Below are 14,107 nucleotides of genomic sequence, written 5' to 3'. Positions count from 1 at the left end.
ATAATTAATTGGTTACCCAAAGCGGGGCGGGCCACTCATAGCTGCCGGGCTTTAAAGTTACATATAATTGGGTATCACCAGGTACGCTCATACGGATAACACCCGGAGCTAACTGGTTAACAGGATACATTTTTTTAAAATTTAACTGGCTTAAAACCGACCATGCAGTTGCACCGCCTTCAATTAACAGTTCATTTAGCGTAGTATATTGGATCACCTGTTTTACAATGGTGGCTATTTTATTACTTAGTAAAACGGGATCGATTTTTATGCCACTGATAGAATCAGGATTTATGGCGATTATGGCATTATTTTGCTGAATAATACTTGTGGCAACATGACTGGCAAACAGATAAATTATTGGCTTGTCATCATCTTTACTGCAAACGATGGCCGCCGGTACATAATGTACAGCTATATTGTTCAGGAGGCCATTATTAACCACAAGTTTGCCCTGGTAAAATGTGCTGCCAAATACAAACAAACGCCGGCCTGGCAAGCCTGGATATGAATAACCGGCCGGTTGTGCAGAGAACAGGTGTTGAAGCAGGTTGCTAAATAAACCTGATGCACCGGCCAAAAGTGTATCGCCATCAGCTTGTTCAACCCAATAGTTTAAATCAATTTCATCAAATACCTCACCAACCATAATGCCGGTTTCCGGTAATTCTTCCCCGGGTTTTAATAAGTTTATCGGGTTGGCTGCCCTAAGCATTTCTTTAACATTTGATGTTGTTGCCGGAAATGCAGGATCATTGGCATAATCGCTAAGGTGTATCGGCTCATTTTTATAATAATAAATACCGTCAACAATCTTTTTTTCATGCAATGGATTGCCCGGGATAATTAATGTCCTTTTTAATCCGGATACCGCTAACTGGCTTTCAATTTCATTTAAAATATGCCCGCGTAAAACAGAATCTATCTTTTTAAAAATGAGCCTGGGTTTAAGCGACATCAATTGAATGGTGAGTTCAGCCATGATGTGCCTGGCTTCAGCTTCGGGTAATGAACGTGTATTGGTTGCAATGATAAGCAGGTCGGCATTACAGCTTGAATCAATAACGGTACTAACCTCGGTTTTTAGCTTATAACCAAGCCCAATACCAGCAAGTTCTGCTGCTCCTGTTAAGTCATCTGCAATTACAGCTATCATGCGTTTTGCATTATCCTGTTTTTACTAAGCTGTACGGCCGATTCAATAGCCAGTACCATTGCATCGCTGCTGGCTACTCCCTTTCCTGCTATTTCGAAAGCCGTTCCATGATCAACCGAAGTGCGAATAATAGGCAGCCCCATGGTAATATTCACTCCTTTTACACTATCCATCTGCTGTTTTTGCGCGTTCCATTTAAAGCCGGTAAGCTTAAAGGGGATGTGCCCCTGGTCGTGATACATGGCCACAACGCCGCCGTAATATCCTGTTGAAGCTTTTGAAAATAGCGTATCGGCAGGTACAGGACCCTCTACGTCATAACCTGCCTTAAGCGCTTCCTGTACGGCAGGCAGTATTTCCTGGTCGTCTTCCGTTCCAAATAAGCCGGAATCGCCCGCGTGAGGGTTAAGACCGGCAATGCCTATTTTGAGGTTGGTTTCACCCAATTGAATCAATCCATTATGTAGCAGTTCAATTACCTGTACTATGCGGTCTTTTTTTACCAGGTCGCAAGCCTGCCTTAGCGATACATGGGTTGAAACGTGGATCACTTTCATGTTATCCTCAACCAGCAGCATGGCGTATTTTTTAGTACCTGTAAAATGCGCGTATATTTCTGTGTGGCCGGCAAAATGATGCCCGGCCTCGTTTACTGATTTTTTATTGATGGGCCCGGTAACGGTGGCATCAACCTCACCTGCAAGGGCAAGATCAATCACTTTTTTTACGGCCTCAAAAGACGCGTTACCGGCCATAGCCGATATTTCGCCAAAACGGAGCTGGCTCATATCAACATTTTGAAGATCATACACATCGGGTTCGCCGTAAATAAAGGCGGCATCCTTTATATTTTTTATAGGGTTGATGGTGGCTTGCATGCCAAGCCTTTTAACAATATCATTAAAAACAGCGGCATCGCCAATAATTACAGGGCTGCAAATATCAAACAATCGTTTGGTAAGCAGGGCCTTTATAGCTATTTCGGGCCCTATACTTGCCGGATCGCCCATGGTGATGCCTATAATAGGTTTTTTATTGATCATTGGTAAATTGGTAAATTAAGATTTTCGCGGGTAACTATGTTTTGCAGGTCCTGTTGTAACTGGGCGGCACTTGCTTCTGATACCGGTTGCAAAGGCGGCATCATGTATGGTTGGCAAAGGCCGGCACTTTGCATTAATGATTTTAAAGCGGCCAACGAACTGCCCAACAGACGCTTGCCCTGGTACAGATCGCCAATTAAGTTTGAATGTTTTTGTAAAAGCAGCGCGGCTGGCTCGTTATTATTGTCGGCAGCTACAATCATTTTATAGTAAATATCCGGAAACAGGTTGCCGGTACTTGGTACAAGCCCATCGCCCCCGGTGAACAGGGCATGTGCAGATTGTGCCCCCCATCCTAAAAAGTGGCTGAAATCGGGCCTTTTAGCCCATAAACTGAGCGATTGCTTCAAACGTTCATAATTGCGTTCAGAATCCTTTGTGCCTACTATATTTTCATGATGGCTTAACTCATTAAGTAAATTTAACTGTATAGATACATTGGTTGTAGCCGGTATATTATAAATAATAAGCGGCAACGGAATGTTATTGGCCAGGGTTTCAAAGTAATCTTTTATTTCTGCCTCTGTTAATGTAAAATAAGTTGGTACGTGTGCTACGGCTACATCAACCCCTTCATCGGCGCATTGCTTGGCGATTTCAATTGATTCGGTTACGCAATTTGATGATATGCCCGCATACAGCAGTTTATGGGGTTGCTTAAGTCTTGCAGCCAGCTTTATAAAGTCGCGTTTAACATCATTTGGCAATGATGGAGATTCGCCCGTAGTACCCAATATAAAGGGGACACCTCCATAATTGAAAATATTGTCAAAAATTTTCTCAACAGCTTCATGATCCAGCTTGTGATTTTCGGTTAAGGGGGTTATTGACGGTACCACTAAACCGTTGTATTTCTTTTTTACTTTCATTTTATTTCAATAAGCTGCTTCATAAATACTTATAGCATCTTTAAAAGCTATTGTACGTGGGTTATTTTTAAGTAATCGTGTAATTTTCATTGCATCAGTAGCCATTATTGGTATAGCAGCTTTATCTATGCCCGCCTCGCTCAGCCCTCCGGGGATGCCACATTGTTTTAACAGGTTGCGGACTTTTTCGACACCGGCATAGGCGGTTTCAATGTCACTATCAAAGCTGTTACAGCCGAGTGCACGGGCCACATTTGCATAACGGGCAGGAGCAGCCGGTATATTAAACTTCATTACATGTGGTAAAAGCAAAGCGTTTGACAGGCCATGTGCTAAGTGAAACATACTGCCTAAAGGATAGGAGAGTGCATGTACCCCTGCTGTATTTACCGGTCCTAAACAAAAGCCGCCCATCATACTGCCAATGGCCAGTTGAGTGCGGGCAATTTCATCGGTCCCGTTCTTAACCGCTTTTACAAGGTTGCCCGCAATAAGCCGCATGCCTTCATAAGCATACATATCAATAAATGGATGCCCAAATATGTTTGTATAAGCCTCAAGGCAATGTGTAAGCGCGTCAAGCCCGGTGGCGGCTGTAACATCAGGCGGCAGGTTAAATGTTAGTGACGGATCAATTATTACGGTATCCGGAATTAGGTACGGACTTATAACTGCCTTCTTTTGATTATCGGCATCATCAATGAGTATGGCATTTGGCGATACCTCGCTGCCTGTACCAGCGGTTGTTGGTACACATATTAATTTTATACTGCGGTTTTTAAGCAGGCCAATGCCGGCAATGTCGCTTAGGCTTTGGTCGTTATTAATTTGAGCGGCTAATAATTTTGCAATATCAAGTACACTGCCACCGCCAATACCAATAACTACATCAATAGGATTACCAGCTACAGACTTTAATAAAATATCAAGATCATCGTACGATGGTTCCTGTATAACAGAGGTGTTTACCAGTATATTAATACCCTGTTGCCTTAGTTGTTGTATAAGCGGGTTAAGCCTTGTTAAAAGTGGATTTATAGTAATTATTAATGCATTGGTATACCCGGCGCCGGCAATTTCGTCTTCCAGTTTCAGGATAGAATTTGTTCCGATAATAATTTGAGCCGGGAATCTTATCGTAATATCCCGGAAGGCAGTATTTGTTTGTATCATTTAATAGATATACGCTGTTTAAAATTGAACACCACTTTGCCAGGAAAAAAATAATGAGTTTGGTTGCTTAGTTGGTATAGACAAAGATGTGTAAAGACGTATATGGTTTTTACCTATCTGTTATCAAATTATTGTACGATATTATCTAAAGAGTTACCGCCTTTTATGATGAAAAGAAGTATAATAATTAAGCTTTAAGTATAAATATCTACGTCAAGGTTATATTAACAGGGCATACAGTGTTTAAAACCTTAAGACAGTGCATGACAGTTAGGGGATACAGCCCAACTACCTTAGTAAAAAGGGATTTGGATAATAACCCGGCTATAATTGACCTGTAAAAACAGGCACCACAAACCTGCCTGGTATTTAAAAATCACCTTTTGATACCTTATAAACCACTTTGCTCCAATGCAAAGGTTATGTTAACAAACCAGTAAATATTTATATGAAAGCAGTAAAAACGTTAGGACAATTTATTATAGAGAAACAAAGCCATTTTCCTTATGCAAAAGGGGAGCTTTCCAGGCTTTTGCGGGATATTGGTATTGCTGCAAAAATTGTTAACCGTGAAATAAATAAAGCCGGCCTTATGGATATTATAGGTGAAACCGGCGAAACCAATACACACGGCGAACAGCAAAAGAAAATGGATATTTATGCCAACGAGCAATTTATTGCGGCCCTTAAAAGTGGAGGCGAATGCTGCATTGTTGTATCAGAGGAAAATGAAGAACATGTATATATTGACTCAGATATATCAAAAAATGCCAAATACATAGTGGCCATTGATCCTTTGGATGGCTCATCAAATATTGATGTAAATGTGAGCGTAGGAACTATATTTTCTATCTATCGCAGAAAGTCAAATACCGGAAAAGCTACGCTTGATGATGTTTTACAAAACGGAACCGAACAGGTTGCAGCCGGGTATGTAATATACGGTTCATCAACCATGCTTGTTTATACCACGGGGAAAGGTGTTAATGGTTTTACGCTTGATCCTTCCATAGGGGAGTTTTGCCTGTCGCACCCGGAAATGAGTATTCCTAAAGAAGGCAACACTTATTCAATAAATGAAGGCTATTATATGCATTTGCCGGCCGGGGTAAAAAAATATATAAAATATTGCCAGGTGGAGGATGATGAAACCAACCGGCCATATACCTCAAGATATACCGGTTCGATGATTGCCGATGTTCATCGCAGTTTAATTAAAGGGGGCATATTTATATATCCAACTACTTCAAAATATAAAAACGGAAAGCTGCGCCTGGTTTATGAATGTAACCCTATGGCATTTATAGTTGAGCAGGCTGGGGGGATAGCCTCAAATGGATATGAAAGAATACTTGAGTTAGAGGTGGAGGAGCTTCACCAACGTTCGGCTATTTTTATTGGCTCAGAACAGATGGTGGAAAAAGCACAGGAATTTATGAGGTCTTTTTCACCTCAAATAGTTAATGTTTAATTGAAAAGGGGAGGCGGGGATCTGGCGGGCGGCACCTTGCTGCAATAAATATTTTACCATGCCCAACCGTGATTCTGGCCTGGAATCGCGGTCGTATTCACTCGGGTGCGGCCAACTGAGCGCTTCCCGAACCATTTTATGGATGATTTAGCTTTATTCGCTAACATTGAGCTTAAAAAAAAACGGACAACAAATAGACCTCGATATTATTTTCCTAAATCAGTGCTGACCGGACGGAAATAGATTTTAGAACGCGCAAGGTTATGCTCCATTATTGTACCTCCGGCCAACAGTGTTTCGGTTTTTACAGCTCAATGCATTTTATTATTTTAAATTTGAAGATGTTGTCAACCGATAGCCTCAAATTAATAGAATTTACGGATCTGAATTTTTTCCTCGTTCATAGTTTGTTGACGGAATCGAAGATCAATGGGAATAATTTCATACAACGAACAATCGATGATTGGAACAGCGGAGCAAATAAATTTTCCAAGCCGGGTGAAAAATTATGGGGACTGGTTTTAGCAAAAGATTTGGTTGCCATCGGCGGCCTAAACCATGATCCTTATGCCAGGGATTTAAACATTGGGCGGGTTCGTCATTTATATGTTCAGGAGGCTCATCGAAGAAAAGGTTACGCGTCGTTACTAATGGAAACCATCATTGATAAAGGAAAGCGACATTTTACTGTTCTCCGGCTGTTTACTGATAATCCTGCTGCAAGCGAATTTTATGAAACTTTAGGCTTTCAAAAGATTAACGAACCTAAAGTAAGTCATGTCCTAAATCTTTGAACTGAATTACTGTTATGCGGTTATATCAAAAAAAACAAAGCTATTCCCAAGTATAACAGCGATTATTCGCAGTCTTACAAAAATACCGCTGTTCGGAGTTTATAACTTCAAACCAATATGCCGTAGATCCCATTTATGAGCCCAAAGTCAAACCATAAAAAAGCGAATAATCAATGGCTATTCGCTTCCGGTGCACCCACCTGGGTGCTTCCCTAACCGCTTATGCACGATTTGATGATATAGGCCTTGCCGGAAATATAAAATAACCCTGGAAAGTTTTTTGAGTTTTATGAAAAATTAATTTGAAAAAAAATGTTCAGTTTATTATCTTTGTAACTAAGATACTTATATTGTAAGATAAATGATTGTTCTATGAAGAGGGAATTAGACAAACAGGATATACAAGCAATTTCCGATATGGGAAGACAGTTCTCAGATATTACTATCGCAATGCACGAAGCAATTGCCCATAGTGCAGGTTTGTCTGGAACAGATCATAAATATTTAGGGATTTTAATAAGAAATGGTTCTATGTCAGCGGGTGACCTATCGAAAATTACAGGCTTAACAACAGGTGCAGTAACAGGAGTAATAGATCGGCTTGAAAGAAACAATTTGGCAAAAAGAGAATTTGACAAGCATGATCGAAGAAAAATTATAATAGTACCTAATACTCAAACTGCAATGAAGCTATTGGGTGGGCCATTTTCAGATTTACAAAAAAAGATGGTAAGCATGATTTCAAAATTAAAAGAAAACGAAATTGAAATTATAGAAAGATATATGCTTTCAGCGATGGAAATAATGAAGGAAGTGACAGACAATTTAAATAAATCTAAAAAATAGGAATATGGATAGTATAACATCAAATTACTTGTTAAGGGCAGAAATATGGCTTTTCGTTACTACACTTATTTACTTCTTAATGAATGGCGCTCAAATATTTGAGACAATAGTTATCGTCCCAAAATGGACGGCATCACCACCTGATTCATTCCAAATATTCAAGGGCAAATATGGACTCGACTTTAAACTCTTTTGGATAGTATTACATTCCATTCACGAAATAACTTTTATCCTTGCAATTATATTTTGTTGGAAATTAGACTTAATCAGAAATTGGCTTTTAATTTTATTTGCAGTACATTTTGTTGTCAGAGTATGGACATTACTATATTTTGCGCCTAATATTATTGATTTTCAGAAGATTGCAAATACCTCCTCTGTAAGAACTGATTTATTAAATAAAACTATGCTTTGGAAGAATTTGAATTATGTAAGGGTTGGTTTATTTATTCTGGTATCAATTGGACTTATCCCATTGTGCGTTAAATTAATGACCTTCACTCTTAATTGAATTCAAACCAAAACAGCTTCCTTGTTATACTTTGCCTTGTAATCCAAAGGAGCCAGGTCGGTTATTTTTTTGAAAAAGTGAAAAACGTAATATATAATTTAAATAAAGCGGCTATTTGATTTTTAAATCCAGGGTCATTTCCATCAAAGCGTTTTCATTTGTGATGCTGAGATTTTTGCCCTTAACTTCTATCAGGTTATTACGGATAAAGTCGTTTGTAACTTTGAATAGTGTTTCATAGGAAACAGCCGCAAAGGAAGATAGATCCTGCCGGGAAAGCTCAATATTTAGCGCGCCGGTATCATCAACCCCAAACTGCTTTTTTAAAGTAAGCAGGGCTAATGCAATACGTTCTTTCACAGGCATATGAACCAAATTTCGCATTCGTTTTTCAGATTCCTGAAGTTCATTGGCAAAAAACTTCATTAGCGAGTAAGTAAACTTCGGGTTCATGTTCAATGAAGATTCGAAGAACGGCAATTCAATAAAACAAACCGTTGCAGGTTCAATCGCTGTTGTCGACACGGGATATACCGGCTCATTTCCCAAACCTAAATGACCCAGGATATCTCCTGGTTTTGCAAACCGAAGTATGATCTCTTTATCGGCATCCCATCGTTTATGTACCTTTACCTTACCCGAGAAAATAAAATAGATTCCGGTAACCGAATCGCCTTCGCTAAAAATCCGCTGCCCCTTTTTAATGGTGAAGTTTTTTTTATGAACAGCGATAGCTGGTCTCCAATCCCCGGCGCAGTGCGTACAAAGATAGCAGCTGGTTAAGTCGCAACCGTTTTTTGTTTCCTTCATTCAGGGGCTAAATTGCAAAAATAAATGTGACATAACAGCATGCCGTGTTGAACTTGCTTCATTCCGCTTTTAATTTATTAAAGTAGTTATCGAGCGATAATGGCCCGGAACCAAGCAGTAGAAACACCAATAACAATATTCCACTTAAAACCGAAAGCCATAGCTCGGTATTAAGAGAAGATTTAAAAATATTGATCACAAATATGGCGGCTAAAATAATCGGCAATTGCATTAAACAAACCAACCTGGTTAAGATCCCCAGCATTAACAATGCTCCGCCGGTCATGTGACAAAAAATTACATAAAATATGATAAAGGAAATTGCTTCCGGCGATAGGTTGGCAAGGTCCTGGGTTGAAAGCATCCACCTTAAATAAGCCATGTTTTGTAAAAAAGCATAGCCCTTCAAAAGCAGGAATAGCCCAAGCAATATCCGCACAACATCTATAGCGGCAGGATGATGCCGGTTACCCCAATCTTGAAATTTATTGATAGTTTTCATGTTTTACATGATTGTCGTTTTTGAATAAGTTATATGCTTGTTTTATTTAAAGCATTGTTTATGCAATAAAATTATCTAATTTTGCAATTAAAATTAATAAATAAACATTGTTTAAACAATATAAATATCAATGATCAACAGTAAGCGTGCTGACAGTATTCCCATTTCGCCAATTTTAACATCATTAGCAGAAGACGTAAAATATGTAAGCTTTAAAAAAAGCCGTTTAATAAAAATATCCATCTATGCGGTATTGGTAGCTGTAGCCATAAGTTTTATAGCTAAATTCCTGGTGCTGCTCATCAACCTTGTTACCAATATTTCCTTTTACGGAACATTTGATTTAAGCTTTCATAGCCCGGCCAATAATCATCTGGGTATTTGGGTAATTGTAATACCAGCCATCGGTGGCGTTTTAGTTGGCTTAATGGCGTTATATGGCTCCAAAGCAATCAGGGGGCATGGCATACCAGAAGCAATGGAACAAATTTTAGTGAACCAAAGTAAAATTAAACCGTCGATTACTTTTTTAAAGCCAATATCATCGGCTATTGCAATTGGTACCGGCGGGCCTTTTGGCGCAGAGGGGCCAATTATTGCTACAGGCGGCGCGCTTGGTTCAACGCTGGGGCAATTGTTAAAAATTACTTCAAGCGAACGTAAAGTTATATTAGCAGCAGGCGCTACGGCTGGTATGTCGGCCATATTCGGTACGCCTATCGCGGCTGTTTTTCTGGCTATTGAGTTGCTGCTGTTTGAATTTTCGCCTAAAGCTATCCTTCCTGTTGCCTTGGCCTGCATTACGGGTGCGGCAGGTCATCATTTACTTTTTGAAGCCGGACCGGTGTTCCCGATGCCTAACCTCGAGACGCCGTCTAATTTAGCCTTAGCTGTATACAGCTTTATCGGGATACTTATTGGTTTTCTTTCTTTAGCATTAACAAAAGCCGTTTATTTGATTGAAGACTGGTTTGAAAAATTACCTGTTCATTGGATGTGGTGGCCGGCATTAGGCGGTTTGGCGGTTGGGTTAATTGGCTACTTTTATCCGCATACGTTAGGAGTGGGGTACGATAACATAACTAATTTACTTACCGGCAATGTGCCTTTATCCTTAATTTTAAGTTTATGTTTATTTAAGTTCCTTTCCTGGGCTATTGCTTTAGGTAGTGGAACATCAGGCGGTACCCTGGCTCCGTTGTTAACTATTGGCGGCGCTGCCGGTGCAATTATCAGCACCGTGTTACTGGGTTTATTTCCAGATATTGGTATCAGTATACCAATGGGGGCATTAATTGGCATGTCGGCCATGTTCGCGGGTGCATCGCGGGCTTATCTTACAAGTATTACTTTCGCGTTGGAGGCCACTATGCAGTCACATGCCCTGCTGCCATTATTGGGCGCCTGCACGGCATCGTACATTGTTTCTTTTTTCCTGATGGAGAATACCATTATGACCGAAAAGATAGCGCGGAGGGGTGTTGTTACGCCTGATTCCTATGAGCCGGATGTGCTTCAAAAAATCAACGTGTCACAGGTAATGAGTAAAGAGAACATTAAACTCAACGCAGGCATGAGCATCCGGCAAGTAAAAGAATGGCTGGCCGTAAACCCGGTTAAAGATAGTTGGCTCGCCGTGTTTAATGATAAATCAGAATTTCAGGGCACGGTAAAAGTCTCAGATATATATTCTGCCAAGTACGACGATGGTTTTAAGGTTGCCGGGTTATCGAAAAAAAATAATGGTGCAATAAAAGTAGGCGATAGCCTGCGAAGCGCTGTTGAATTAATGGCACAGCAGGATGTTGATGCGCTGCCGGTATTTGCCGGTAATAAAGTAGTGGGTGTATTAAGCTATAGGGACATTATATCGAGCTACAAACAACAATTTGATGAAAATGAAACGGCCATTACGCATATCTCTTTAAAGCGCCAGCGGATGAAAATGGTATTAAAAGGGAAGACCATTTTTAAAAAAGTATCTGAAAAATAGGACAGAAGTGCTCCCGGAAGCCTATGGAAAGCCCAAAAAGAAATATAACATTAACACTCATATTCAGGGATGAAAGACACCTCATCCCGGTTCATTATAACGAATACCACAGCCTGATGACATTAATCGCCGATCGTTTGGCTATTCCGGGTTTTGGCTTGTGCTGTGGTATGGGCAGCTGCGGCACATGTGTGGTTGAATTGTGCGATAAATACACCAAAAGCAAAAGAAGCGTATTGTCATGTGATACTATGGTTAATGATACCCTGGCTAATACAGAAGTATACATTAGAACAATTTATTAACGGTATTTATTTGAACGATACAAAAACTATTAACGCCTCGTATTCTCCTTTATTAGGATCGGGGAGGTGATTCGGGACCTGTAAATGTTCATCTCATAGGTGCCTTTTCCTTGTTGACAGTATGGAAACATAACTGGGTTATTGGGAAATGGTTACCTTTCTAAGGGTACACTAAACGGCTTTGCCGTCTTCAATCTACAAGGATCACTTTTATACTTCCGCACACACTAATTATATTGCCAAAAATATTAAAAAAAAATTGCGCAACTGAATAATTGCATATATATTTGCAATCAAACAGTTGCATATATATATGAGACGCGATATTTACCAGGCCATAGCCGATCCTACCCGCCGGGCCATTCTTACCTTGCTTACCGTAGGCGCCCTGACTCCCAACGCCATTGCCGGGCATTTTGGCAGCAGCCGGCAAGCGGTGTCTAAACACATTCAGATATTGGCCGAATGTGGCGCCGTTGACCAAACACACAGCGGCCGCGAGATCTATTACCAGCTTAACATAGAAAAGATGAAAGAGATAGACCATTGGATGGAAGCCTTCCGTAAGCTTTGGGAGACCCGTTTTGACCAGTTAGACAACCTTTTAAATAACATTTAAAACAAACACAACATGATCAGCATCAGCAAAGACACCGCGAACAAGACAATGCACATTGTTAGGGAATTTAAGGCGCCGCGCCAAAAGGTATGGAGCGCCTGGACGGAAAGCAATAAATTGGATCAATGGTGGGGGCCCAAACCATGGAATGCCAAAACAAAGACCATGGACTTTAAAGAGGGTGGGCACTGGCTTTATGCCATGGTAGGCCCGGAAGGTGATACGCATTGGAGCATAAGCATCTATAAGGCCATTGACGCGCCGAACAGTTTTAAGTCGACCTGTAAATTCTGTGATGAGAATGGCAAGCCCTTAGACGACTTTCCCGCTATGTATTGGCTGGTGGAAATGAGCGAGAACAACGGCGTTACCATTGTAAACGTGACCATCACCTTTGATGATACCTTTGGGTTGGAGCAGCTTGTAAAGATGGGCTTCGAGACGGGCTTTACCATGGGCCTCAACCAACTGGAAGAGCTGTTAGGATAATACATCACTTTTTAAAAACGATTACAATGCGAAAATTAAAATTACAGGTAAACATAACACTTGATGGCTTTGTAGGCGGGCTTAATGGCGAAATTGACTGGGTGTTTCTGGCTGGCCCGGATGAAGCCGGTTTTCAGAAAATAATTGAGTTGGCCGACAGCAGCGATACCATTTTGCTGGGGCGTAAAATGACCCCCGACTTTATCGCTCACTGGGAAAATATGGTTGATAACATGCCCGACAACCCCGCTTATCCTTTGGCGCAACGGATGGTAAATATGCGCAAGATCGCCTTCAGCCGCACGGAGACAGCCTTCACCGGCAGGAACCTGGAAGTAGAAAACGGCGACCTGGCTACTGCAGTACAGGCGCTGAAAGAACAACCAGGTAAAGATATCATCGTTTATGGCGGCGCCAATTTTGTAAGTTCGCTTATCAGCCTTAACCTTATTGATGAATATTATATCATCGTTAACCCTGTAGCCATCGGTGCAGGGCTTTCCATTTTTAAGGAAAGGAAGATCCTGAAATTAGAAAGTTCAATAGCCTTCAAACACGGCAAAGTGCTCAATAAGTACCTGCCGGTGTAGGCTAGGGGTAAGTTGTACTATATCATATTTTTTTTACCCCTAAAGAGTGATTGTGATATTGTATTGACCTGATTTTGTGGTATTTTACCTATCTTGCTTCTTCTGTTTTTTAAAAATAAAAGACAGAATAACGTTAGCTTTATAATGATTTTAACCCTCTAAAATCTAAAGCATATGATAAAGATCTCTGATATCGAAAAATGCTACCATACCGATGAGTTGGATATCGTGGCATTAAACAAAATGTCCATCGAGGTTGATGAAGGTGAATTTGTGGCGATCATGGGCCCATCAGGCTGCGGAAAATCAACCCTGCTGAATATTTTAGGGTTTCTTGACGATCCCGATAGCGGAAGCTATGTTTTTAACGGTGTTGAAGTAACCCATTTTAATGAGCGTAAACGCGCAGACCTGCGTAAACAAAATGTTGGCTTTTTATTCCAGAATTTTAATTTGATCGATGATCTGACCGTATTTGAAAATGTGGAACTTCCTATGATCTACACCGGTTTGCCAACTTCAGTACGTGCAAAGAGGACCGAGGATATATTGGATAAAATGCATATAAATCAGCGTCGAAAAACTTACCCGCAGCAATTATCGGGTGGTCAGCAGCAGCGCGTTGCATTGGCAAGGGCAGTGGTGAACAGGCCTAAATTGATACTTGCAGATGAGCCAACAGCAAATTTGGATTATGAGAATGGCAAGGAAGTTATGGACTTATTGGACGAGCTGAATAAAGATGGAGCGACTATCATAATGGTTACCCACTCTGAAAACGATGCCAAATATAGTCACCGGGTTATCCGGTTGCCTGATATTCCGATATCTGTAAAAAAATAATAGCCTACAAAAAAAGCGGATAACCACCGGTTA

Annotated in this window: 15 protein-coding genes; 9 read left to right on the top strand and 6 right to left on the bottom strand. The window is 40.6% G+C overall.

The annotated features are described in order from the left end of the window. Positions 1-4: 4 nt before the first annotated feature. From AC1DQW_RS14825 to AC1DQW_RS14810, 4 genes are read right to left on the bottom strand one after another with little or no spacing between them, the layout of a single operon-like run. On the bottom strand, positions 5-1,156 hold the full coding sequence (locus AC1DQW_RS14825; RefSeq protein ID WP_477454791.1) for a four-carbon acid sugar kinase family protein: 1,152 nt from the start codon (positions 1,154-1,156) through the stop codon (positions 5-7). Then, positions 1,153-2,199, bottom strand: a complete 1,047-nt coding sequence (gene pdxA, locus AC1DQW_RS14820) for a 4-hydroxythreonine-4-phosphate dehydrogenase PdxA (protein ID WP_477454790.1) — start codon at positions 2,197-2,199, stop codon at positions 1,153-1,155. Before pdxA ends, AC1DQW_RS14825 begins: the two co-directional genes overlap by 4 nt. Next, positions 2,196-3,128 (bottom strand): dihydrodipicolinate synthase family protein, encoded by a 933-nt coding sequence (locus AC1DQW_RS14815; protein WP_477454789.1) that lies wholly within the window; start codon positions 3,126-3,128, stop codon positions 2,196-2,198. Before AC1DQW_RS14815 ends, pdxA begins: the two co-directional genes overlap by 4 nt. A 6-nt stretch (positions 3,129-3,134) precedes the next feature. Next, entirely contained in the window at positions 3,135-4,301 is a 1,167-nt protein-coding gene (locus AC1DQW_RS14810; protein ID WP_477454788.1) for an iron-containing alcohol dehydrogenase, read from the bottom strand. A gap of 448 nt (positions 4,302-4,749) precedes the next feature. Between AC1DQW_RS14810 and fbp the strand changes: the two genes are divergently transcribed. The 3 genes from fbp to AC1DQW_RS14795 all read left to right on the top strand — a co-directional run bounded on the left by fbp (position 4,750) and on the right by AC1DQW_RS14795 (position 7,412). After that, positions 4,750-5,772 (top strand): class 1 fructose-bisphosphatase, encoded by a 1,023-nt coding sequence (fbp, locus tag AC1DQW_RS14805; RefSeq protein WP_477454787.1) that lies wholly within the window; start codon positions 4,750-4,752, stop codon positions 5,770-5,772. Positions 5,773-6,086: 314 nt separating this feature from the next. After that, a complete protein-coding gene (locus AC1DQW_RS14800; protein WP_477454786.1) occupies positions 6,087-6,566 on the top strand; it encodes a GNAT family N-acetyltransferase in 480 nt (159 codons plus the stop codon). Positions 6,567-6,938: 372 nt separating this feature from the next. After that, entirely contained in the window at positions 6,939-7,412 is a 474-nt protein-coding gene (locus tag AC1DQW_RS14795; protein WP_477454785.1) for a MarR family winged helix-turn-helix transcriptional regulator, read from the top strand. A gap of 622 nt (positions 7,413-8,034) precedes the next feature. Here AC1DQW_RS14795 and AC1DQW_RS14790 read toward each other — a convergent pair. Continuing rightward, positions 8,035-8,733, bottom strand: a complete 699-nt coding sequence (locus AC1DQW_RS14790) for a Crp/Fnr family transcriptional regulator (protein ID WP_477454784.1) — start codon at positions 8,731-8,733, stop codon at positions 8,035-8,037. A gap of 58 nt (positions 8,734-8,791) precedes the next feature. Then, positions 8,792-9,235 (bottom strand): DoxX family membrane protein, encoded by a 444-nt coding sequence (locus AC1DQW_RS14785; RefSeq protein WP_477454783.1) that lies wholly within the window; start codon positions 9,233-9,235, stop codon positions 8,792-8,794. 130 nt (positions 9,236-9,365) lie between these two features. Between AC1DQW_RS14785 and AC1DQW_RS14780 the strand changes: the two genes are divergently transcribed. The 6 genes from AC1DQW_RS14780 (at position 9,366) to AC1DQW_RS14755 (ending at position 14,074) form a co-directional block, all read left to right on the top strand. Further along, the gene (locus tag AC1DQW_RS14780) at positions 9,366-11,228 is read left to right on the top strand and encodes a chloride channel protein (RefSeq protein ID WP_477454782.1); all 1,863 of its coding nucleotides are present in this window, start codon (positions 9,366-9,368) and stop codon (positions 11,226-11,228) included. Between the two features lie 23 nt (positions 11,229-11,251). Then, positions 11,252-11,533 (top strand): 2Fe-2S iron-sulfur cluster-binding protein, encoded by a 282-nt coding sequence (locus AC1DQW_RS14775; RefSeq protein ID WP_477454781.1) that lies wholly within the window; start codon positions 11,252-11,254, stop codon positions 11,531-11,533. Positions 11,534-11,846: 313 nt separating this feature from the next. Then, positions 11,847-12,152 carry an ArsR/SmtB family transcription factor gene (locus AC1DQW_RS14770; RefSeq protein WP_477414258.1) on the top strand — a complete coding sequence of 102 codons (306 nt, stop codon included), beginning with the start codon at positions 11,847-11,849 and terminating at the stop codon, positions 12,150-12,152. A 12-nt stretch (positions 12,153-12,164) separates the two neighbouring features. Next, positions 12,165-12,641 (top strand): SRPBCC family protein, encoded by a 477-nt coding sequence (locus AC1DQW_RS14765; protein ID WP_477454780.1) that lies wholly within the window; start codon positions 12,165-12,167, stop codon positions 12,639-12,641. 26 nt (positions 12,642-12,667) lie between these two features. Next, a complete protein-coding gene (locus AC1DQW_RS14760; protein WP_477454779.1) occupies positions 12,668-13,231 on the top strand; it encodes a dihydrofolate reductase family protein in 564 nt (187 codons plus the stop codon). A 174-nt stretch (positions 13,232-13,405) separates the two neighbouring features. Beyond that, on the top strand, positions 13,406-14,074 hold the full coding sequence (locus AC1DQW_RS14755) for an ABC transporter ATP-binding protein (protein ID WP_477454778.1): 669 nt from the start codon (positions 13,406-13,408) through the stop codon (positions 14,072-14,074). Positions 14,075-14,107 lie beyond the last annotated feature (33 nt).

The sequence above is a fragment of the Mucilaginibacter sp. P5_A4 genome, from assembly GCF_056400605.1.
The sequence above is the reverse complement of the archived record's forward strand: the minus strand, read 5'-3'. Positions and strand labels throughout refer to the sequence as shown.

Bases quoted from the DNA above. Each gene is read 5' to 3' on its own strand.
- AC1DQW_RS14825 (WP_477454791.1), bottom strand. From the start codon at position 1,156: ATGATAGCTGTAATTGCAGATGACTTAACAGGAGCAGCAGAACTTGCT.
- pdxA (WP_477454790.1), bottom strand. From the start codon at position 2,199: ATGATCAATAAAAAACCTATTATAGGCATCACCATGGGCGATCCGGCA.
- AC1DQW_RS14815 (WP_477454789.1), bottom strand. From the start codon at position 3,128: ATGAAAGTAAAAAAGAAATACAACGGTTTAGTGGTACCGTCAATAACC.
- AC1DQW_RS14810 (WP_477454788.1), bottom strand. From the start codon at position 4,301: ATGATACAAACAAATACTGCCTTCCGGGATATTACGATAAGATTCCCG.
- fbp (WP_477454787.1), top strand. From the start codon at position 4,750: ATGAAAGCAGTAAAAACGTTAGGACAATTTATTATAGAGAAACAAAGC.
- AC1DQW_RS14800 (WP_477454786.1), top strand. From the start codon at position 6,087: ATGCATTTTATTATTTTAAATTTGAAGATGTTGTCAACCGATAGCCTC.
- AC1DQW_RS14795 (WP_477454785.1), top strand. From the start codon at position 6,939: ATGAAGAGGGAATTAGACAAACAGGATATACAAGCAATTTCCGATATG.
- AC1DQW_RS14790 (WP_477454784.1), bottom strand. From the start codon at position 8,733: ATGAAGGAAACAAAAAACGGTTGCGACTTAACCAGCTGCTATCTTTGT.
- AC1DQW_RS14785 (WP_477454783.1), bottom strand. From the start codon at position 9,235: ATGAAAACTATCAATAAATTTCAAGATTGGGGTAACCGGCATCATCCT.
- AC1DQW_RS14780 (WP_477454782.1), top strand. From the start codon at position 9,366: ATGATCAACAGTAAGCGTGCTGACAGTATTCCCATTTCGCCAATTTTA.
- AC1DQW_RS14775 (WP_477454781.1), top strand. From the start codon at position 11,252: ATGGAAAGCCCAAAAAGAAATATAACATTAACACTCATATTCAGGGAT.
- AC1DQW_RS14770 (WP_477414258.1), top strand. From the start codon at position 11,847: ATGAGACGCGATATTTACCAGGCCATAGCCGATCCTACCCGCCGGGCC.
- AC1DQW_RS14765 (WP_477454780.1), top strand. From the start codon at position 12,165: ATGATCAGCATCAGCAAAGACACCGCGAACAAGACAATGCACATTGTT.
- AC1DQW_RS14760 (WP_477454779.1), top strand. From the start codon at position 12,668: ATGCGAAAATTAAAATTACAGGTAAACATAACACTTGATGGCTTTGTA.
- AC1DQW_RS14755 (WP_477454778.1), top strand. From the start codon at position 13,406: ATGATAAAGATCTCTGATATCGAAAAATGCTACCATACCGATGAGTTG.